Below are 19,871 nucleotides of genomic sequence, written 5' to 3'. Positions count from 1 at the left end.
TCCAGCACGGGAGGGCGCCTAGAGCAGGCGTCCGATGGTGAGCTGCTTCGCTCCGTCGATGCGGATGGCCGCGCTTTCGGCGGCGAACTCCGCGAGGCCCTCGGTGATGCCGGCCCAGATGTTGACGGGAGTCCATCCGAGCGGTCCGAGAATACGCGCACCTCGATCGTAGAAGACGCCGATCTCGTACCATTCGAACGGCAGGCCGCCCATCTGCATGGGGCGCTGCCAATACCACTGCAGGTCACCGGGCGCCGGCACCACCTGCTGGTTCTCGGCCGGCACGGCCTCGGGGTCGAAGTTCTGGGCATCCTCGGGGAGGCCGACCATCACCTCGGGACCGGCATACATCGCGTGCATCGCCTGCATGGTGACCGGCTTCTCGAGCGCACCCCACATGGCGTCGCAGGTGCGCGGAGCCAGGTCTTCGAAGAGCGTGGCGACGGCGCGCACGCCGTTCTCGTACTCGAGGAAGATCTGCTTGGTCATCGTGTCGTTCCTTTCTGTGCGGCGGAGGCTCCCGCCGCGTAGTGCTGGGCTGCGGTGACGAAGGCCGTGAAGAGCGGAAGCTCCTCGAGCGCCTCGTCGTGGTCGATCAGCTTCTCGGGGTGCCACTGCACCGCCCAGAACGGCCAGCCCTCGTCATCGGCCTCGACGGCCTCGACGATCTCGTCGTGCGCCCAGGCGACGGGCCGTAGCCCGGGAGCGGGCACGTCGACGCTCTGGTGGTGGATGGTGTTCACGACCCTGTCAGTCGATTCGTAGAGGGCCGCCAGCCGGCTACGCGGATCGATCGTGATCGGATGCCGCGCAGCGAGCTGCTCGTCGGCGCCGCGGAGTGGGCGGTGGTGCGCCGACGGGGGGATGTCGACGACGAGCGTGCCGCCGAACGCGATGTTCGACACCTGCAGCCCTCGGCAGATCGCCAGCACCGGCATCCGGCGCTCCCGCGCTCCCCGCACCAGGGCGATCTCGTACTCGTCGCGCTCGGCATCGTAGGCCTTCAACGGTTGGGGCTTTGCCCCGTAGCGGGCGGGATGCACGTCCTCGCCTCCCGAGAGCACGAGGCCGTCGAGCCGGTCCAGCACCGCGTCCACTCCTGCGGTCGGCGGCAGGAGCACCACGGCGCCGCCGGCCGCCTCGATCGGGGCCGCGTACTCAGTGCCGAGCGTGTGTGCGGGGCGCGCCGTACCGAGATCGGTGTCGATGCGTCGGCGCCACGTGGAGATTCCGATGAGCGGGACCGTCATGCCAGCTCGATCCAGGTGGTCTTGAGGTCCGTGAACTTGTCAATCGCGTGCAGGCTCTTGTCACGTCCGAAGCCCGATCCCTTGACGCCGCCGAACGGGATGGTCATGTCTCCCTCCTCGAAGCAGTTCACCCAGACCACGCCGGCGCGGAGCCGACGGGAGAGGGTGTGCACGGCGTTCAAGTCGTTGCTCCACAGGGCCGCCGCCAGACCGAACTCGGTGCCGTTGGCGATCGCGATCGCGTCGTCGACGTCGTCATAGGCGATAACCGAGAGCACTGGGCCGAACACCTCGCGGCGGGCGACCTCGAACGTCGGAGTTACGCCGATCACGGCCGGAGCGAAGTAGCTTCCTCCCTTTACGGCCTCGTACCGGTCGGCGCTGCCCGCCGCCACCTCGCCGCCCTCGGCGGCCGCCCGCTCCACGAAGCCCGCGATCGCGGCGAGCTGCTTCTCGCTCACAATGGCCCCCATCGACGTGGACACCGCAAAGGGATCGGCGGGGCGGGTCGCCATGGCCGCCTCGGCGGCGAGCTCCAGCGCCCGGTCACGTTGCGCCTTGGGCACGAGCAGACGCGACGACGCCGTGCACATCTGCCCCTGGTTGTAGAAGCACCCGTCGGCGGTTGCCCTCACCGCACGCTCGAGATCGGCGTCGGGCAGCACGACGCTGGCGGTCTTGCCGCCGAGCTCCGGCCACACGCGCTTGCCGTTCGAGGCCGCCGAGTAGCCGAGGAAACGGCGCCCCACCTCGGGCGAGCCGGTGAACGTGACGACGTCGACGTCGGTGTGCTCGCCGAGCGCGCGGCCGGCGACGTGGCCAGCGCCGGGGACGACGTTGAGGACGCCCGCTGGGATGCCGGACTCGTAGGCGAGCTCGGCCAGCCGCAGAGCCGAGTAGGTCGAGTGCTCGGCGGGCTTGAGGATCACGCTGTTGCCCACGGCGAGTGCCGGCGCCAGCTTCCACGCGGTCATGGTGAGCGGGAAGTTCCACGGCACGACGGCGGCGACGACACCGGCCGGCTCGCGGGTGACCAGGGCGAGGCTGTTCGGGGCGGTGACGGGCAGTTCGTCGAGGATCTTGTCCGCCGCCTCGCCGTACCAGCGCAAGCAGTTCACGACGGCGCGCATCTCCGTCTGCAGCGCTTCGCGGATCGGCTTGCCCATCTCGAGGGAGATCGTGAGTGCGAGCTCCTCTGCGGCGTCGTGGATCCGCTGCGCGAAGGCGAGAAGGCGCTGGCCGCGCTCCCGGGGCGCCAGCGCCGACCACGAGCCCGACTCGAACGCGCGTCGTGCGGAACGGACCGCACGGTCGACGTCGTCCGCGGACGCCGCCGAGATCTCGGGTAGCCGGCGTCCGTCACGCGGGCTGATCGGAGTGAGCGGCTCGGCGGATCCCTCGACCCACTCGCCATCGATGAACATGCGCGTGTGCAGTCGCAGCGCCGCCGCGCGGTCCGCCCAGTCGTCTCCGGTTGCCGTGAACACGTCCGCTCTCTTTCCGGCGCCGGTGCGCCTTCCAGAGATCATTACCTGTATTCGCCATCAAAGCAAGCGCAGATGAACTATCTGGCCAGCTTTTTACATCTTCGTAACAGAATCAGCCTACAAGCGGATGGCTCCGGTCGGCGCATCGTGCGCGAGCGAAGCGGGCGCCTCGTCGACGATCAACGACCCGCGCAGCACCGGCGTGATCACCACGAGAGACTCCACGACCTCGAGTCCTTCGTGTCGGGCGACGGTCGGCCCGGTGAGGAAGCGATAGAACGCATCCGCATCCTGCACGAGCACGTTCAGGAGCAGCTGCGAGGTGCCGGTCGTCGCCGCGATGAACTTCACCTCCGGCGCCGATGCCAGGGCCGAACCGACCTGCTCGAGACGGTCCATGGGCACCCGCAGCCACACCAGCGCCTCGAGTCCCAGCCCGAAGAGGCTCGGCACCACCTCAGTTCGCGGATGCATGAGCCCTCGGCGGGTCAACGAGTCCATCCGTCGACGCGTCGTGGTGACGTTGATCCCCAACTCCCGCGCGAGCTGCGCGACGGGCATCCGGCCGTCCTTGAGGAGCAGCGCGATGAGTGCCTCCTCCTCTTCGGTGAGCGAGTCACCGGGGTCGCCCTCCAACCCGAGCGATTCATCGAGCATCGCAACCTGCTCGTCGGTCAGCACTCCCGCACGCCAGTCATGACCGGAGCGGAAGAACTTGAGCACCGTCGTGACGTTGATGGAGGCGATGCCGTCCAGTTCGGGGAACTCCGTGAACAGGAGCGCCCTGATCGACGCGTCATCCCGCGGCAGCAGCATGCCCGCGATGTCGCTGCTCCCCTCGAGGATCGAGACCGAGGAGGCGTCAGCACGGCGCGCAAGGGCACGGGCGACGTGCCACAGCTCCTGCGGCTCGGTTGTGATGCGCACGAGCACTGCCCTCGCGTGCAGCACCCTGGCCGGATCCACATATGTCGACACGCGCACCATGCCACGGTCGAGCAGTCGCTGCCCACGCCGAGCGACGGTGCGCTCCGGCATGTCGAGGGCACGCGCGATCTCGCCCCATGACGCCCGGCCGTTCACCTGCAACGCTGCGGCGATGAGGCGGTCCGTATCGTCGGCCATCGACTCGATCGCTGGCACACACGCTCCTTCCAGGCGGGACGGTTTCCGAATGAAGGCTATCCCAGCCCGGAGCTGCCGACCGGCGACCCGGTGATACGGCGAGAGCCGGCGCACCAGCCTGGGGCGCGCCGGCTCTCGACGGTGTTCTCAGAGCGCGAGTCGCTCGCGCACCACGTCGGCGAGGCGGTCGGCGTATGACTGCGCCGACTCAGCGTCGGCCGCCTCGACCATGACGCGAACAAGGGGCTCGGTGCCCGACTTGCGCAGCAGCACGCGTCCGGTGTCGCCGAGCTCCGCCTCGACCTCGCGCACGGCCTCCTGCACGACCTCGTCACCGTCGACGGCGTCCTTGTCGACGTCACGCACGTTGACGAGCACCTGCGGGTAGACGGTCATGATGCTCGCGAGCTCCGCGATGGACTTCTTCTGCCGCGCCATCTCGGCCACGAGGTGCAGCCCCGTGAGCAGGCCGTCGCCGGTCGTGGCGTACTCGCTCATGATCACGTGTCCCGACTGCTCGCCCCCGAGGGCGTACCCGCCCTCGTTCATGCACTCGAGCACGTAGCGGTCGCCCACGGCGGTCTGCCGCACCGTGATGCCGTGCTCACGCATGGCGATGTGCAGGCCGAGGTTGCTCATGACCGTGGCGACGAGCGTGTCATCGGTGAGGTGCCCGCGCTCCTTCATCGAGACCGCGAGGATCGCCATGATCTGGTCTCCGTCGATGACGTTGCCGTCGGCGTCCACCGCCAGGCAGCGGTCGGCGTCACCGTCATGTGCGATGCCGATGTCGGCGCCGAGGCGCACGACCGCCTCGGAGAGCTTCTCGAGATGCGTCGAGCCGACACCGTCGTTGATGTTCCACCCGTCGGGGTCGGCGCCGATCACGGTGACCTCGGCCCCGGCGTCGCGGAAGGTCTCGGGAGAGACCCCGGATGCCGCGCCGTGGGCGCAGTCGAGTACCACCTTGATCCCGTCGAGCCGGTTCGGAAGCGAGCCGAGCAGGTGCACGACGTAGCGGTCCTCGGCGTCGGCGAACGTGATGATGCGGCCGACGCCCGCGCCGGTGGGGCGGAGCTTCTCGCCGTTCATCGCGGCCTCGATGCGCTGCTCGACGATGTCGGGCAGCTTGACGCCGCCGCGCGCGAAGATCTTGATCCCGTTGTCGGCGGCAGGGTTGTGCGAGGCCGAGATCATGACCCCGAAATCGGCGTCACGATCCGCAACGAGGAACGCGAGTGCCGGAGTCGGGATGACGCCCGCCTCGAGCACGTCGACGCCAGAAGACGCCAGGCCCGCCGCGACAGCGGCGGTGAGGAAGTGGCCGGAGACCCGTGGGTCGCGTGCCACGACTGCGGTGAGTCGCTTGCCCTGGGCTTTGCGAGCCTCCGCAGTACGGCCCTGGCCCAGGACGACAGCAGTCGCCTGGGCCAGGGTGAGCGCCAGATCGGCGGTGAGGATGCCATTGGCAAGCCCTCGCACGCCGTCCGTGCCAAACAGCGGCATCGGTCGCGGAGACCTTAGCGCTTCGAGTACTGAGGCGCCTTGCGGGCCTTCTTGAGTCCGGCCTTCTTGCGCTCCTTCACGCGAGCGTCGCGCGAGAGGAAGCCGGCCTTCTTCAGGGTCGGCCGGTTGTTCTCGGCGTCGATGCTGTTCAGCGCACGGGCGATGCCGAGGCGCAGGGCACCGGCCTGGCCCGAGTCGCCGCCGCCCGAGATACGGGCGATGACGTCGTAGGCGCCGACGAGGTTCAGAGCCGTGAACGGGTCGGTGATCAGCTGCTGGTGCAGCTTGTTCGGGAAGTAGTCCTCGAGCGTGCGGCCGTTGACCGTGATCGTGCCGGAGCCGGGAACGAGGCGCACGCGGGCGATGGCCTGCTTGCGGCGACCGACGGCGGCGCCGGGAACGCTGAGCACGGGGCGGGGAGCCGCCTCGACAGCCTCGGTCTCGGGGGTGGACGTCGAGTAGTTCTGGAGGTTTTCGGTGGTGTCCTGGATGTCAGCCACGAGTATGTCCTTAAGTCGTTACGGCGCTTACTGCGCGACCTGGTCGAGGGTGTACGGCGTGGGCTGCTGAGCGGCGTGCGGGTGCTCGGCACCCGTGTACACCTTCAGCTTGGCCAGCTGCTGACGGCCCAGGCTGTTCTTGGGGAGCATGCCGCGCACGGCCTTCTCCACGGCACGGACCGGGTTCTTCTCGAGCAGCTCGGCGTAGTTGACGGCCTTGAGCCCGCCCGGGTAGCCCGAGTGGCGGTAGGCGATCTTCTTCTGGAGCTTCTGCCCGGTGAGGGCGACCTTGTCGGCGTTCACGATGATGACGAAGTCACCGGAGTCGATATGGTTCGCGAAGGTCGGCTTGTGCTTGCCGCGCAGGAGTGCTGCGGCGTGCGAAGCCAGACGACCGAGAACGACGTCGGTGGCGTCGATGACGACCCAGTCACGCTGGACCTGCCCGGCCTTCGGGGTGTAAGTGCGCGTCACGATAGTGCTGCTTTCTTGTCGAACGGAGGAGTTCGTGAATCCCGCTCCGGGGTGGTTCTTCCTCGAGAGGGAGAGAACACGCCAGTGGAGGGCTCACGTTCGCGGCACCCGGCAGTCGAGTACCAAAGAGACAGCTTACGTCATCGCGCGCCTTCTCCCAAACCGACGAGTTCGAGCCTCTCCCCAGCGACCCGGCCGGGCGGCGTCAGTCGAGCCGGGCGGTCACGAGGATCGGGCGATGATCGCTCGCACCCTGCGGAAGCGTCGTGACCCGCTCGATGTCGAAGCCGACCGACGTCGCGAAGTCGTAGTGACCGCGGAAGACCCGGTACCGGGTGTAGGTGTGATCGTCGCTGAGCGTCAGGGCGTAGCCGTGCTCGCGTACCGCCTTCCCGAGGTTCTCCTTGAACACGGGGTAGTTGTAGTCGCCCACCATGAGCTGCGGCAGCCCTTCGCCGAGCGCCGCGAGCTGCGTCAACGCGGCGCGGATCTGATGCCGCCGCAGCGAGTTGAGCGCCGTGAGCGGGGCCGCGTGGAACGAGGCGACGATGAGGTCGCGACCCTCGTCGATCTCGTGCAGGCGGGCGCCGAGCACGCGTTCGTGCGCTGGTCGGGCGATGCGATCGTGCAGCGACTTCTTCAGGCCGATGGTCTTCACTCCGTCGAGCCGGAATGTGCTCTGGCGGTAGTACAGGGCGAGGCCGAGGCGATTGCCCTGCGTCGCCTCGGCGAGCATCAGGTCACCGACCCGTTCGGGCAGCTCCGCCACGTCGCACTCCTGCAGGCACAGCACGTCAGGATCGTGCGCGCCCACCAGGGTCACCAGCTCGACGGCGGCCCTGTGCTTGCGCAGGTTGTACGAGATGACCTTCATCGGACCACCACGCTACTCGCCCTTGCTCAGCGCCCGCCGAGAGCGGCCCAGAACCCGCAGCCGGCGTTCCGCGGCGCGGCGCAGGCGGTCAGCGCCGGCGCGGCGACCGAGCGGCGCGGGCCTTCGTCTGGTCCCCCGCACGTGCCGCATCGCCGGGGAACAGTGCGTCACGGATGGCCTGACGCTCCCGTGCGCTCCTGCACCCGTCGGCCCAGCCGACGAGCAGGCCGCACCCGACCAGCGCCAGACCGGCGATCAGGAGGGGCCGAGGAACGGCGCCTTCGGCATCCGCCCAGCCGATGCCCCACGCGACGATGAGGGCGATCGCTCCGACCGCGCACAGACCGCGATTCAGACGCGCCGCGGCGCGGTTCTCGGCGACAAGCGGCTCGACGAACGCGACGTCGACACGACGCGGTCCGGAGTCTCCCACCCAGCGGGCCAGCGCCACCTCGCGCACGAACTGCAGCGCCACTCCCCCGATCCAGGCGACGATCCCGAGCGTCGCGCACGCGAGGATCGCGATGCCGCTGGCAAGGCTGAGGACGTCGATGCCGTTCTCGATCGGCTCGTTCCAGTACACGGGCTCGCAGAGCCGGCATTGCTGGCGCAGGAACACCGACAGCATGAACGCCCCCAGCGCGACCAGGGTCGCGACCGAGAGCACCATCGCAATGCGATCGACGAGACGGGCGCTCGGAGTGGCCAGCCACCGGGGCACCTCGACCTCGACGGCGGCCGCACGCCCGCGCCGGTCCGTGGCCTCCGCCTCGGCGACGCCCGACTTCCACGACGACCGCAGCGCGTTGAGGCGGTCGGTCGTGCGATCGATGCCCGATCTTCCGGCGGCGCGCAGCGCCCACGCGAGCCCTGCGATCGCCATGCACACGCCCATCGCGATCCACGTGACGGGATCCTCCCGGAGATCGTCGTCGAAGAGACCGCCCAGGGCGAAGAACGCCGCGACCCCGGTCGCGCACCAGAAGAGCACCGTTCCCGTCGTGCTCATCAGCGCGAAGGGAGACGAGCTGAGGCTGAGGCGCAGCGGTCGCGGCGGCACGCCGCCCTGCGGCATCCGCTCCACTGCGCGCAGCGCTGCCAGCCTCTCGACCACGAACACCAACGGAACGCCGAATCCGAGGATGGCCGACACCACGAGGAACACGCCCATGCAGGCACGGAAGACCGGGTCGAGATCGAGCTTCCAGTAGACGCTCGACAGCGCCTCCTCACCCACGACGCCCGCCACGAGGATCCCGAGGAAGGCGTAGAGCGTGCCCACGATGAGGCCGATGCAGGCGTCGGCGACGGCCCGCCAGAAGAACCACGACGGGGAGGACGCCTCGACGAACCGCGCTCTCACGCGTCGTCCGTGCGGCGTCTGGCCCTCGTCTGCTCCGCGCGGCTCGCGAGGAGCTCGTCGGCGGGGTATCCCACCTCGGTGAGGGTGAGCCCTCGGGCGGCGAGCACCTTGAACTCACTCGTGCGCTCGAGCGCATCGCGCAGCACGACAAGGTCGTCGACGTCGAGACGGCCCTCGCCGACGGCCGCGCAGGCCCCGACGAGCGCCCGCACCATGCTGTGACAGAACGCGTCGGCCTTGACCTCGGCGACGAGCACACCGTCTGCGTCGCGCGACCACCGGTAGTCGAGGAGCGTGCGGATCGTCGTCGCCTCCTCGCGCGGCTTGCAATACGCCGCGAAGTCGTGCAGGCCGATGAGAGTGCGGGCAGCAGCGTCCATCGCCTTCTCGTCGAGCGTGCCTCGATGCGTCGCCGTGTCGTGCCGCCGCAGCGGATCATATCCGGAGGCGTCGTCGGCCAGCCGATAGCGGTACCGCCGCCATACTGCGGAGAACCGGGCGTCGAAGCCCTCCGGGGCGATCGACGACCGCGTCACCGTCACGTCGGGGTACGCGCCGAGCACTCCCCGCATGCGCCACGCGAGCGACCCGGCGGGATCGTGCGCGGTCTTGCCGTGCCGCGATTCGACGCGCGCCCACTGATCCTCGTCGAGATCGACGTGGGCCACCTGGCCGGATGCGTGCACACCGGCATCCGTGCGCCCGGCGACGACGAACTGCACGTCCGACCCGACGATACGCGCCAACGCCGCCTCGAGCGTGCCCTGCACCGTCCGCAGGTTCGGCTGCCTCGCCCACCCTCTGAAGTGGGTACCGTCGTAGGCGATGTCGAGGCGGATGCGCACGCACCCAGCCTAGAGCCCGTCAGCGCTCGACCAGGATGCCGTCGTCGTCGCTGTACAGGTGCGCGCCGACGCGGAACACCACCCCGCCGAACTCCACGGTCACGTCGACCTCGCCCGTCGCGAGCTTGGTGCTCTTGCGCGGGTTCGTGCCGAGGGCCTTGACGCCGAGTTCGAGACCGTCGATCACGGCGCTGTCGCGGATCGCACCGTTGATGACGACGCCCGCCCAGCCGTTCTCGACGGCGAGCGCCGCGATCATGTCGCCCATCAGCGCCCGATGCAGCGAACCGCCGCCGTCGACCACGAGCACGGCACCCTCCCCCGGGGTCTCGAGGACCGACTTGAGCAGCGCGTTGTCCTCGTGGCAGCGCACCGTCCGGATCGGGCCGTCGAACGCACGCACGCGGCCGAACGAACGCAGCTGCAGCGGCAGCGACTGGAGGTCGTCGCCACGCTCGTCGTACAGGTCGGCGGTGGCGAGCGGCATGTCAGATCCCTCCGTCGATCGATCGAGTGAACCCGGCGGGGTCCTCCGGCACCATGACCTCAGTCTGCATGTTGAGGCTCTCTCCTCGGAAGAACTTCTTCGCCCTGGGGAAGAGGAACCAGATCACCATGAGCACGACGCCGATCGCGAGGGACCCGACGCCCACGACGAACGTGCCGCCGATGCCGAAGAGCACGGTGTAGCCGTAATCGACGTCCCACATGTCGATCGCGGACTGCACGAACGCCGCCGTGAGCATGAGCGCGCCCAGCAGCGGGAACAGGCCCTTGAAGACGAAGTCGCGTGCGGAGCGGGTGAGCTCACGGCGGAAATACCAGACGCACGCGAAGCCGGTGATGGCGTAGTAGAACGCGATCGCCAGCCCCAGCGACAGGATCGAGTCCTGCAGGATGTTGTCGCTCACCAGAGTCATCCCGACGTAGTACGCCACCGCGACGACGCCCATGGTGATGGTCGAGAACGAGGGCGTCTTGTAGACCGGGTGCACCTCCTTGAACTTCGCGGGGAGCGCACGGTAGACGCCCATCGCGAGCGTGCCGCGCGCCGTGGGAAGGATGGTGGTCTGCGTCGAGGAGACGGCGGAGATGATGACCGCGACGACGAGGAGCCACCCGAACGGACCGAGCAGCCCGTCCTTGATGCCGAGGAAGAAGTCGTCGGCGTTGGCCTCGTTGCCGAGTCCTGTGCCCTCTTCGCCCAGTCCGGCGTACATCATGGCGGCCACCGTCACGGCCACATAGGTGACGAGCAGGATCACGCAGGTGAGCACGGCGGCCCGACCGGGGATGCGCTTGGGGTCTTTGGTCTCCTCGTTCAGGGCGAGGCACGTGTCCCATCCCCAGTAGATGAACAGGGCGAGGAGGATCGCCTCGGTGAAGCCCGACCAGTCGGTGAACCCGAAGGGGTTGAGCCAGCTCCAGTCGAACGGCGTGGGGTTCGGCGCGGTGCCCGCTGCGAACTGCCACAGCGCCGTGACGACGAATACGGCGAGCGCCAGGTACTGGATGGCGAGGAGGATGTTCTGGATGCGCTCGCCGATCTCGACGCCGCGCCAGCTGACCCACGTCATGGCGGTGATGAAGAGCACCGCGACGATGATCACGCGCCAGTCGTTGTTCTCGAGGTCGAAGCCGATGAGCGACCAGAAATACACCGAGGCGATCTGCGCGAGGTTGGCGAGCACCACCATTCCCGCGACGGCCACGCCCCAGCCGCCCATCCAGCCGATCCAGGGACCGAAGGCTTTGGTGCCCCATGTGAAGGTGGTGCCGCAGTCGGGCACGGCGTTGTTGAGCTCGCGGTACGCGAAGGCGATGAGGAGCATCGGCAGGAACGCGATGACGAAGGCGATCGGCGCCTGCGCGCCGACCGCGATCACCACCCAGCCGAGCGAGGCCACCAGCGAGTACACGGGCGCTGTGGAGGCGAGCCCGATGACTGTGGACCCCCAGAGGCCGAGGGTTCCGGCCGCGAGCCCCTTGCCGTCGGGATGTTGAAGATGAATGGGCGTCGTTGCCATGCTGAGAACAGTAGGGGGCCGTTGTTCTCGTGTCAATAGATCGGTATCGCCATGGATTCCGCGTCAGAAGATGGATGTCACGATGGATTCCATCGGTCAGCCCCGCCGGACCATGGCATCGGAATGCGCAGCCACCCACTCCACCAGCGGCAGCATCCGCTCCATGAGATCTCGGCCCAACGGCGTCAGGCTGTACTCGACATGCGGCGGCACCGTGGGGAACGACTCGCGGTGCACGAGGCCGTCGTCCGCGAGCGTGCGGAGCGTCGACGCGAGCATCTTCTCGCTGATGCCGCCGACCTCACGGCGCAGCTCGCCCCATCGCCTGGTCCCGTCGGACAGCGACGACAGCACCAGCACGCCCCACTTGCTCATCACGTGGTCAAGGATGACGCGGGTGCTGCACCCGGGCTCGAAGATCTGTGGGGAGGAGCCCTTGATCTGCGCAAAACTCACCGCCATGTAGGTACCTTACCTGAAAGTGGGTACCTCTGATTCGGAATGTGATCGGGCCGAGTGCGAGTTGCAGCAGGTGTTCATCAACGAAAGGACACGCCATGACCATCCTCGTCACCGGAGCCAGTGGACACCTCGGACGCCTCATCGTCGAGAGCCTGCTCGAGCGCGGCACCCCCGCCTCCGAGATCGTCGCCGGAGCCCGCGACACCTCCAAGGTCGCGGACCTCGGCGTGCGTGCGGTCCGGCTCGACTACACCGACCCCGCATCCGTCGGCGCTGCTCTGAAGGGCATCGACACGGTCATGCTCGTGTCAGGGTCGGAGGTGGGCCAGCGGGTCGCGCAGCACCGCACGGTCATCGACGCGGCTGCGGCAGCCGGCGTGACGAAGCTCGTCTACACGAGCGCACCGAAGGCGACGACGAGCGACCTCGTGCTCGCACCCGAGCACAAGGCCACCGAGGAGCTGATCGCGGCATCCGGCGTGCCCGCCGTGATCCTGCGCAACAACTGGTACACCGAGAACTACGTTCCCGATGCGGCTCGGGCGCGGGAGACGGGCGTGGTCGCCGCCGGAGCCGGCGATGGACGGGTCGCGTCGGCCAGCCGCAAGGACTTCGCGGATGCCGCGGCCGTGGTGCTGCGCGAAGACGGGCACATCGGCGCGGTGTACGAGCTCGGCGGCGACGTCGCATGGACGTACGACGACCTCGCAGCCGCGCTGACGGAGCTGACCGGGCGCGCGGTCCAGTATGTGCGGCTGTCGCGCGAGGAGCAGGTCGCGGCACTGCGCGAGGCGGGCCTCGACGAGGGGACCGCGAACTTCGTGGCCGACCTGGATGCCGGCATCCGCAACGGCGCTCTGGCCGACACCGACGGCACCCTCTCCCGGCTCATCGGCCGTCCGACGACGCCGCTGATCGACGGCCTCCGCGCCGCGACCTGACGGCCCGCATCGCCCGTCCAGGCAGGGCGGGCGATGCCGCCGCAACGGGAGGATCCGGCATGTCACGGCTGCGCGGGAGTCTCGCGGGGAGGCCACGGTTCCCAGCCGGGGCCTCCTCGCTGGCGGCGGGTGACCGCCATGCAGACGCGCGGCGGGATCCGAGTCCGGGGAGGGGTACCAGAACCAGCGCCGGGATCTGCTCGTCCATCCAACGACCTCAACCGGACGACATCGAGCGTGCTGCGCGGAATGTCAGCATCGTTGCGCCGATCGCCAGGGGTGAGGCTGCGGTAGCACCTCTGCCGAGAGAAGGAGTGCGTCGCGCGTGATCGACTCGCTACGATCAGACGCACACCGGGGATCTGGGGGAACAGCGGATGTCTCGTCTCAGCGAATGGTGGCCAGGACTCGGCCGCGATATCTGGCTCAACAAGGTGATCGCCTCGACGCTCGTGCCGACACCTCTGCGGTGGCGGATGCTGCGTGCATACGGCGCGCAAGTCGAGGCCTGCACCATCTCCCCCGGCGCATGGATCGGCAGTGACCGGTTGCGCATCGGGGAGGGGACGTACATCAACACGGGTGTGATGATCTCCACGCACGCGCCCGTGACGATCGGACGGCGCGTGTTCGTGGCGATGCGTGTGACGATCACGACGTCGTCGCACGAGGTCGGCCCGGCGACGAAACGCGCCGGGAAGATCACGGCCGCCCCCGTCACGATCGGCGACGGCTGCTGGATCGGGGCGGGCACGCCGATCCTCCCCGGTGTGACGATCGGCGAGGGCACGATCGTCGCGGCGGGATCCGTGGTGACGACCGACTGCGAGCCGAACTCCCTGTACGCGGGCGTTCCCGCCGTGCGCAAGCGCGCGCTCGACGCGGAGCAGACGCCCGCCGCATAGTGGCTCCTCTCCCCGATCAGACGCTCAGGGGTCCCGCGTACGTGCGGTGCTCGGCATCACGAAGAGTCCCCGTGGTCGAGCCCTGCCACTCCGGCGGGGCGAAGCCGCAATACAGCGCTGGAAGGGCCTCCTGCAGAGCCTTCTCGTACTCCGCAGGGTCTTCCCGGCGGAAGACCCTGACCCGATCACCCGCTGCCTCGGTGATCTCGAAGGTGTAGAGACCGGTCTCGTGCGAGCGCACTCGGGCCGGGACCAGCTCATTGGGGATGATCACGTCGTCGGGGGCCACGTCGGCGGCGCCGACGATCCGATGTGTGCCGTCCGCGCGCCGCACCAGCTGCGATCCGGAGACCACCATCCACGCGGCCGTCTCCCATACCGCGTGCCTTCGCCCGTAGACCCGGCGCGCCACCTCCGGCGACGGATCTTCGTCAAGCGCACGGAGGAAGTCGATGCGCGATTCGCCGCCGAGCCCGTAGAGGAGGTAGCGACGCAGTCCAGGGTGCATGTCCTCGATCCACGCGAGGTTCTCGAGCCACCACACCGTGTTGTGCACGTCGAGCGTGTAGCAGTCGACCGCCGAGGCGCAGGGGTAAAGGGCGAGCGGGAGACCGGAGTCGACGACTCGGCGCATCGCGATCGGATCGAGGTAGACGTTCCATTCGAGGTAGTCGAGCGTCGTCGATCCCGCCGACAGATGAATGGCGGCCACCTTCTCACGCATCAGCCCGGGGTCGCGGTTCAATGCGACGGCGATCGGCCGAGCCGACCCGAACGACATGATGTGCACGGGCTCCGCGGACGTTCGCAGCACCTCAAGGAGCAGCTCCGGGCCCTGCTGCTGGAACCGTGGCACGTCGCGCATCTCGTCGTCGAGATCGCGCATGCGGGCGAACGGGGAGATGCCGCAGGGCACCCGCGTGCCGAAGAGCGCGTTCAGCTGCGCGACCGGGATGATGCCCGGATCGCGTGGTCCCGGATAGCCGATCACCCCTTCCTTCACGGACTCGCGCTTCTCGATGGACACGTCGAGGATCACGGCACGCAGATCGACCCGCTCCGAGGCGAAGGGGAACACGAGATCGAAGTTGTCGCCCGGATCCTCGGGAGGGAGGTAGAGGTCTGTGACGACGATGACGGGAGTCGGCATGACATCACCCCTTCCGCGAGTCTTGGAAGACCCGTAGCTCAGACGCGGTCGGATACGAGGACTGCGTGCCCTCCCGGGTGGCGGCGAATGCGCCGACCAGCATGGCTCTCTCCACGGCCTCGACGACCGGGCATCCGGCCGCGATCCTCTCGACCATGGCACCAAGGAAGGCGTCGCCGCATCCGCTCGTGTCCACCGGCTCCACTCGTATCGCGGGCACCTCTGCGGCGCCCCCACGCTCGAACACCAACGCCCCCTGCGCTCCGCGCGTGACGACCAATGCCGCATCCTCGAGGGCGGGAGGCAGGACCACGACCGGTTCGAGCCTCCCGCCGCACAGCGCGAACTCGTGCTCGTTCACGACCAGCACCTGCGGACGCGGCATGCGTCCAGGTAGCGGTCTGAACGGCGACGGGTTGTGCACGACCATGGCTCCGACGGATGCCGCGCGTTCCGCGGCAGCGATCACCACCGCGTCCGGCACCTCGTTGCCTGTGACGACGACGTCAGCCGCGGTGAGGTCCTCGGGCACCTGCGTCGGGTCGACGCTCGCATTGGCACCCGCATCCACGACGATCACGTTCTCCGCATCACGATCGACGATGATGGTCGCCTGCCCGGTGCGCACCGGCACCCGGCGCACCCCGGCGACATCCACGCCGGCCGCGACAGCCGCGATCGTCAGCATCCGGCCGGCGTCGTCATCGCCGACTGCGCCGATCAAACGCACCCGGCCGCCCAGCAGAGCCGCCGCGACGGCCTGGTTCGCCCCTTTGCCGCCCGGTGCGTGCACGACCGATTCGGAGTGCACGGTCTCGCCCGGACCGGGAAGGCGGTCCACTCGCAGGGTGGTGTCGAGGTTGAGCGAACCGACCACGATGATTCGTCCCGTCATCCCTTCAGTCCCGTCGTCGAGAGCGACTCCGTGTACTGCTTCTGGAAGAAGAGCAACAGGATCATCGGGATGATGCTCAGCACGAACGATCCGGCGAGGATCTGCCCCAGGTCGACCGTGAACGCGGTGCTGAGGTTCGCGAGCACGATCGGTGCCAGCTGCCGTTCGGGCGACGTGCCGATCAGCAGGGGCCACAGGTAGGCCTGCCATTGTGAGAGGAACAGCATCATGCCCGCGCCGATGAGCGCCGGCTTCGACAGCGGCAGCACGATGCGCCACAGGGTGCCGAAGCGTCCGAGGCCGTCGACCTCGGCGGCATCGATCAACTCGCCCGGAACGCCCATGAAGAACTGCCGCAGCACGAAGATCGCGAATCCGTTGGCCAGCGCAGGCAGCACCAGCCCGGCGTAGGAATCACTGAGCCCCCACCCCTGGAACAGCGACGACAGCGGGATCGCGATCGCGTCGAACGGGATCATCGCGACCACGATGATGAAGCTGAAGATCACGCCGCGACCTCGGAACTCGATCGTGGCGAGCGCGTACGCGGCCGGGATCGCGATCGCGAGTCCGGCGAGGATGGTCAGCCCGGCGACCAGGAAGCTGTTGAAGAGACCGAGGAGGAACGCGCCGGATCCGAGTGCGGAGTAGTTCGAGAAGTCGCCGCCGATCGGGATGAACGCCAGCCATGACAGTGGTGTCATGTTCTCCACATAGCTGTTCCCCGGGCGCATCGACGATGCGAACACCCACCAGAGCGGGAGGAAGACCGAGACAGCGACCAATGCCGCGGCCGTCGTGAGCAGGACGGTCGCTCCGCGTGTGCGCCTCATGAGCGGTCCTCCTTCAGCAGCCGGAACTGGATCAGCACGATCACCGAGAGCATGAGCATCAGCACGACCACCTCGGCCTGTCCGACGCCGATGTCGCCGAGCAGGTAGGCCCTGTTGTAGATGTCGTACATGATGAGGTTCGAGGAGCCGTTCGGGCCTCCCCTGGTCAGGATCTGCACCGGAGCGAAGAGCAGGAAGGATCCGACGGTGCAGGCGATCAGCACGAACGCCATCGGCCGTTTGAGCAGCGGAAGAGTGATGGAGAAGAGCCGCCGCCACCAGCCCGCGCCATCCAGCGCCGCGGCTTCGTAGAGCGATCCGGGGATGTCTTTGAGCCCGGCGATGATGAAGATCATCCAATACCCCAGCGCACCCCACGTCACCATGATGCCTATGGAGAACGCCGCCTGATTGGCGGAAGTGAGGAAGGGCTGAGCGGGGAGACCTGCCGCCTCGAGGAGTCCGTTGACGAGACCGTCGGGCTGGAGCGCCGTGCTCCAGATGAGGGCGACGACCGCTCCCGGCACCGCGGCAGGGACGAAGATCATCGACCGCCACAACCCGACGAGCGGGATGTTCTGCACGAGCAGGAGCGCGAGTGCCGTGGACAGGACGACGATGACCGGGTTCAGAACGAGGTTGAACACCAGCGTCACGACGAGCACCGAATGGAAGTTGGCGTCGCCGAACAGATAGATGTAGTTCGCGAGACCATCGAAGGCGGTCTCCCCCGTCGCCAGCGAGACATGCTGGAAGCTGAGGCCGACGGCGCTCACGAGCGGTACGACGCGCATCGTGATGAGCGCGATGAGAGCAGGGGACAGCATCGCGATCGCGATGAGCGTGAGACGCCTGGCTTTGCGGCGCCTGAGCGGCCGGAGGTCGCCGCCCGTGGCGACCGGGGACGGTCCCCCGATCGCCACGGAGCGTTCTGTGCGGATCTTGGTCATGTCACTTGAGGCGTGCGATCTGCGCTTCGATGTCCTCGTCCGCCTGCGCCGCACGTTCGGCCGGGTCCGACCCGTTGCGGATGTCGGAGAACATCTGATTGGCGCCTGGCTCGAAGACGCTGTATCCCACCACGCCGGGACGATGGACGGCGTTGTTCTCGAGCTGGTACTGCATGATGGCGCCGAAGTTCGCCGTCGCCTCTCCGCCGAGAGCGCTCATCTTCTCGGCGTACTTCGCGTATGCCTCTTTGTTCGTCGGCGCGATGCCGGCGACCTCCGCAGACTCGGCGTTCCCCGTCGGATCGATCGTCAGGTACTCGAGGAACTCGCGCGCAGCATCCTTCTTCGCGGTCTTCGCAGAGATCGCCACCGACCAGGAATCGGTGGACGTGGCAGCCTCACCGCCCTCGAAGTACGGGGCAGGAGCGACGCCGTACGTGATGTCTCCGGCCTCTGCGACATTCACGCCCCACGGCCCCGAGATCATGAAGCCGGCCTTGCCGGTCTGGAAGAGCGCGCCGTTCTTGTCGTTCGTGATGCCTCGCGGCGAGAGACCGTCTTCGAAGAGGTCGTGATACCAGGTCAGCGCCTTCTGCCACCCCTCGTTCGAGAAGTCGACGTTCCCCTCGGCATCGATGCCGTCCCCGCCTCCCGCGGAGACCCCGACCATCTGCAGCTGGTAATAGGAGTCCCACTGATCGAACAGGAACGGGTACTCCGCGGCTCCGGCATCCTTGATCTTCTGCGCGGCAGCGGTGAGCTCCTCGTACGTCCACGGCTGCGCCGGGTCATCGACGGGCGGCTCGATCCCGGCCGCGGCCAGGATGTCGACGTTGTAGTACAGGAACTGCGATGTCGTCCAGGTCTCCAGCGCGTAGAGCTTGCCGTCGGCCTCTCGTGCGGTGACCATGTCCTCGCTCAGGGCCGCCGCGACCGCATCCTCTTTGAGATCGGAGATGTCGGCGAGGAACCCGCGCTTCGCCCAGTCGAGCACGGCCCCGCCTGCGTCGACGACCATGACGTCGATGTCACCGCCGCCGCCGGTCATTCGCTGGTTAATCGTGCTGGTGTACTGCGCGTACGGGATGTTGAGCTGCTTCACGGCGATGTTCGGGTGCGACTTCTCGAACGCCTTGATCACCAGGTCCCAGGTCTCTGCAGGATCGGCGTTGGCGAAGGTGAGCGTGACCTTCTCACCGGCGTCGGAACCTCCGCCGGATCCGGACGGGGCGCAGGCGGCGAGGCCGACGCCGCCGATGGTGAGCGCCGTGGCGAATGCGCCGACGCGGAGTGCTCGGGTGTTCATGTGTTCTCCTCGTTGAGTGGTGTTCGGGTTCGTTCTCGACGGTTGGTTCAGGGATGCAGCTGAGCAGCGCGAAGGATTCGCTCGAGGATCTCGGTGGCCACGGCCTCCTCGTCCATGTCGGTCACGATCTCGTGCGGGCCGTCGGCGGTGGGTGCGAAGCGGGTCAGGCCGGCGTCTTTACCCTCGGTCTGCACCGTGATCACGCCGCGCGTGACCTCGAACAGGTCAGGTCGCGCCAGGGTGAGGACCGCGATGGGGTCGTGCGGGACGTTGTAGTCCTGCTCGGCGAAGGACCAGAAGCGGCGCATCTCCGCGCCGATCATCGCACCGAGCGGCCCGGCCTCGGCGATGCGGTCGAGTTCGGCGTGCGCCAGGCGGATCCGCTCGGTCTGCTCGAGGCCCACGGCCAGGAGAGGAACCCGGGATTCGAAGACCTCATCGGCGGCAGCGACGTCGCAGCGGATGTTGTGCTCGACGATCCCACGGCTGAACTCGCCGCCCATCATGACGATGCGGCGGATGCCGTGGTCCGGGTTCTCGACTGCAGCCGCCACGTCAGTCAGCGGGCCGATGGCGGCGACGGTGTGTGCCGCCGCGAGCTCGGAGACGCCGTCACGGTCGGCGGCGTAGGTGTGCTCCGTGAGACCCTGGATGGTCTCGCCCTCGTGCCCTGCCCACCAGACCTCACGGCCGGATCGCGTCTCGCGCTCCCCCAGGGCGATCGGCGGAGCCGGGCGGCCGACCGTCGCGAACACGGCTGCGACGATCTGGGCGCGAAGATGCACGTCGCCGTAGACCGTGCAGACGGCGTCCAGTTCCAGCTCCGGGCTCCCGAGGATCATGGCGATCGCGAGCAGATCGTCGACATCCGTGCCGATGTCGGTGTCGAGAGTGAAGGAGGTGCTCTGGTGCATGTTCGCTCTTTCGAGTGTGGGGCGGTCTTCGTCGCCTCGGTTATGGGGTGCTACGCGGGTAGAC

At 68.1% G+C, this 19,871-nt stretch carries 21 protein-coding genes; 2 read left to right on the top strand and 19 right to left on the bottom strand.

The window, feature by feature from the left end:
- Positions 1-18: 18 nt before the first annotated feature.
- The 13 genes from AB663_RS07790 to AB663_RS07730 all read right to left on the bottom strand — a co-directional run bounded on the left by AB663_RS07790 (position 19) and on the right by AB663_RS07730 (position 11,913).
- The gene (locus AB663_RS07790; RefSeq protein WP_067197653.1) at positions 19-489 is read right to left on the bottom strand and encodes a DUF3830 family protein; all 471 of its coding nucleotides are present in this window, start codon (positions 487-489) and stop codon (positions 19-21) included.
- Positions 486-1,250: a gamma-glutamyl-gamma-aminobutyrate hydrolase family protein gene (locus tag AB663_RS07785; protein WP_067197651.1), complete on the bottom strand. Its 765-nt coding sequence runs from the start codon at positions 1,248-1,250 to the stop codon at positions 486-488. Before AB663_RS07785 ends, AB663_RS07790 begins: the two co-directional genes overlap by 4 nt.
- Complete coding sequence (locus AB663_RS07780) at positions 1,247-2,737, bottom strand: aldehyde dehydrogenase family protein (protein WP_157540977.1); 1,491 nt, start codon at positions 2,735-2,737, stop codon at positions 1,247-1,249. The genes AB663_RS07785 and AB663_RS07780 overlap by 4 nt, the downstream gene beginning before the upstream one ends.
- 117 nt (positions 2,738-2,854) lie before the next feature.
- Complete coding sequence (locus AB663_RS07775; protein ID WP_067197645.1) at positions 2,855-3,880, bottom strand: Lrp/AsnC family transcriptional regulator; 1,026 nt, start codon at positions 3,878-3,880, stop codon at positions 2,855-2,857.
- 129 nt (positions 3,881-4,009) lie between these two features.
- Positions 4,010-5,368, bottom strand: coding sequence for a phosphoglucosamine mutase (gene glmM / locus AB663_RS07770; RefSeq protein WP_067197641.1), 1,359 nt, complete (start codon positions 5,366-5,368; stop codon positions 4,010-4,012).
- 14 nt (positions 5,369-5,382) lie between these two features.
- Entirely contained in the window at positions 5,383-5,868 is a 486-nt protein-coding gene (gene rpsI / locus AB663_RS07765) for a 30S ribosomal protein S9 (protein ID WP_067197638.1), read from the bottom strand.
- A gap of 27 nt (positions 5,869-5,895) precedes the next feature.
- Entirely contained in the window at positions 5,896-6,342 is a 447-nt protein-coding gene (gene rplM / locus AB663_RS07760; protein ID WP_067197635.1) for a 50S ribosomal protein L13, read from the bottom strand.
- 205 nt (positions 6,343-6,547) lie between these two features.
- Positions 6,548-7,216: an endonuclease/exonuclease/phosphatase family protein gene (locus tag AB663_RS07755; protein ID WP_067197632.1), complete on the bottom strand. Its 669-nt coding sequence runs from the start codon at positions 7,214-7,216 to the stop codon at positions 6,548-6,550.
- Between the two features lie 88 nt (positions 7,217-7,304).
- Complete coding sequence (locus AB663_RS07750) at positions 7,305-8,579, bottom strand: hypothetical protein (protein ID WP_067197628.1); 1,275 nt, start codon at positions 8,577-8,579, stop codon at positions 7,305-7,307.
- Complete coding sequence (gene truA / locus AB663_RS07745) at positions 8,576-9,424, bottom strand: tRNA pseudouridine(38-40) synthase TruA (RefSeq protein ID WP_067197625.1); 849 nt, start codon at positions 9,422-9,424, stop codon at positions 8,576-8,578. Before truA ends, AB663_RS07750 begins: the two co-directional genes overlap by 4 nt.
- Before the next feature lie 19 nt (positions 9,425-9,443).
- The gene (rraA, locus tag AB663_RS07740; protein ID WP_067197622.1) at positions 9,444-9,911 is read right to left on the bottom strand and encodes a ribonuclease E activity regulator RraA; all 468 of its coding nucleotides are present in this window, start codon (positions 9,909-9,911) and stop codon (positions 9,444-9,446) included.
- 1 nt (position 9,912) lies between these two features.
- A complete protein-coding gene (locus AB663_RS07735; RefSeq protein ID WP_067197620.1) occupies positions 9,913-11,451 on the bottom strand; it encodes an APC family permease in 1,539 nt (512 codons plus the stop codon).
- 96 nt (positions 11,452-11,547) lie between these two features.
- Positions 11,548-11,913, bottom strand: a complete 366-nt coding sequence (locus AB663_RS07730; RefSeq protein WP_067197617.1) for a winged helix-turn-helix transcriptional regulator — start codon at positions 11,911-11,913, stop codon at positions 11,548-11,550.
- 95 nt (positions 11,914-12,008) lie between these two features.
- On the opposite strand from AB663_RS07730, the gene AB663_RS07725 reads away from it, so the two are divergent.
- Both AB663_RS07725 and AB663_RS17670 read left to right on the top strand, forming a co-directional pair.
- Positions 12,009-12,854, top strand: coding sequence for an SDR family oxidoreductase (locus AB663_RS07725; RefSeq protein WP_067197614.1), 846 nt, complete (start codon positions 12,009-12,011; stop codon positions 12,852-12,854).
- Between the two features lie 377 nt (positions 12,855-13,231).
- A complete protein-coding gene (locus tag AB663_RS17670) occupies positions 13,232-13,759 on the top strand; it encodes an acyltransferase (RefSeq protein WP_067197611.1) in 528 nt (175 codons plus the stop codon).
- A 16-nt stretch (positions 13,760-13,775) separates the two neighbouring features.
- Here AB663_RS17670 and AB663_RS07715 read toward each other — a convergent pair whose 3' ends face one another.
- From AB663_RS07715 to AB663_RS07690, 6 genes are read right to left on the bottom strand one after another with little or no spacing between them, the layout of a single operon-like run.
- On the bottom strand, positions 13,776-14,909 hold the full coding sequence (locus AB663_RS07715) for a hypothetical protein (protein ID WP_067197608.1): 1,134 nt from the start codon (positions 14,907-14,909) through the stop codon (positions 13,776-13,778).
- Positions 14,910-14,913: 4 nt separating this feature from the next.
- Positions 14,914-15,804 (bottom strand): ribokinase, encoded by an 891-nt coding sequence (locus tag AB663_RS07710; protein WP_067197605.1) that lies wholly within the window; start codon positions 15,802-15,804, stop codon positions 14,914-14,916.
- The gene (locus tag AB663_RS07705; protein WP_067197602.1) at positions 15,801-16,637 is read right to left on the bottom strand and encodes a carbohydrate ABC transporter permease; all 837 of its coding nucleotides are present in this window, start codon (positions 16,635-16,637) and stop codon (positions 15,801-15,803) included. The genes AB663_RS07710 and AB663_RS07705 overlap by 4 nt, the downstream gene beginning before the upstream one ends.
- Positions 16,634-17,587, bottom strand: coding sequence for a carbohydrate ABC transporter permease (locus AB663_RS07700; RefSeq protein WP_083511165.1), 954 nt, complete (start codon positions 17,585-17,587; stop codon positions 16,634-16,636). The genes AB663_RS07705 and AB663_RS07700 overlap by 4 nt, the downstream gene beginning before the upstream one ends.
- A 1-nt stretch (position 17,588) precedes the next feature.
- Entirely contained in the window at positions 17,589-18,893 is a 1,305-nt protein-coding gene (locus tag AB663_RS07695) for an ABC transporter substrate-binding protein (protein WP_067197599.1), read from the bottom strand.
- A gap of 47 nt (positions 18,894-18,940) precedes the next feature.
- Entirely contained in the window at positions 18,941-19,807 is an 867-nt protein-coding gene (locus AB663_RS07690; protein ID WP_067197596.1) for a nucleoside hydrolase, read from the bottom strand.
- Positions 19,808-19,871: the final 64 nt, after the last annotated feature.

This window comes from Microbacterium sp. XT11, assembly GCF_001513675.1.
Taxonomy (GTDB): domain Bacteria; phylum Actinomycetota; class Actinomycetes; order Actinomycetales; family Microbacteriaceae; genus Microbacterium.
This window is presented reverse-complemented; position numbering and strand designations above follow the sequence as displayed.

Coding starts and splice junctions, on each gene's coding strand:
- AB663_RS07790 (WP_067197653.1), bottom strand. CDS start 489: ATGACCAAGCAGATCTTCCTCGAGTACGAGAACGGCGTGCGCGCCGTC.
- AB663_RS07785 (WP_067197651.1), bottom strand. CDS start 1,250: ATGACGGTCCCGCTCATCGGAATCTCCACGTGGCGCCGACGCATCGAC.
- glmM (WP_067197641.1), bottom strand. CDS start 5,368: ATGCCGCTGTTTGGCACGGACGGCGTGCGAGGGCTTGCCAATGGCATC.
- AB663_RS07755 (WP_067197632.1), bottom strand. CDS start 7,216: ATGAAGGTCATCTCGTACAACCTGCGCAAGCACAGGGCCGCCGTCGAG.
- rraA (WP_067197622.1), bottom strand. CDS start 9,911: ATGCCGCTCGCCACCGCCGACCTGTACGACGAGCGTGGCGACGACCTC.
- AB663_RS07735 (WP_067197620.1), bottom strand. CDS start 11,451: ATGGCAACGACGCCCATTCATCTTCAACATCCCGACGGCAAGGGGCTC.
- AB663_RS07730 (WP_067197617.1), bottom strand. CDS start 11,913: ATGGCGGTGAGTTTTGCGCAGATCAAGGGCTCCTCCCCACAGATCTTC.
- AB663_RS07725 (WP_067197614.1), top strand. CDS start 12,009: ATGACCATCCTCGTCACCGGAGCCAGTGGACACCTCGGACGCCTCATC.
- AB663_RS17670 (WP_067197611.1), top strand. CDS start 13,232: ATGTCTCGTCTCAGCGAATGGTGGCCAGGACTCGGCCGCGATATCTGG.
- AB663_RS07715 (WP_067197608.1), bottom strand. CDS start 14,909: ATGCCGACTCCCGTCATCGTCGTCACAGACCTCTACCTCCCTCCCGAG.
- AB663_RS07710 (WP_067197605.1), bottom strand. CDS start 15,804: ATGACGGGACGAATCATCGTGGTCGGTTCGCTCAACCTCGACACCACC.
- AB663_RS07705 (WP_067197602.1), bottom strand. CDS start 16,637: ATGAGGCGCACACGCGGAGCGACCGTCCTGCTCACGACGGCCGCGGCA.
- AB663_RS07700 (WP_083511165.1), bottom strand. CDS start 17,587: ATGACCAAGATCCGCACAGAACGCTCCGTGGCGATCGGGGGACCGTCC.
- AB663_RS07695 (WP_067197599.1), bottom strand. CDS start 18,893: ATGAACACCCGAGCACTCCGCGTCGGCGCATTCGCCACGGCGCTCACC.
- AB663_RS07690 (WP_067197596.1), bottom strand. CDS start 19,807: ATGCACCAGAGCACCTCCTTCACTCTCGACACCGACATCGGCACGGAT.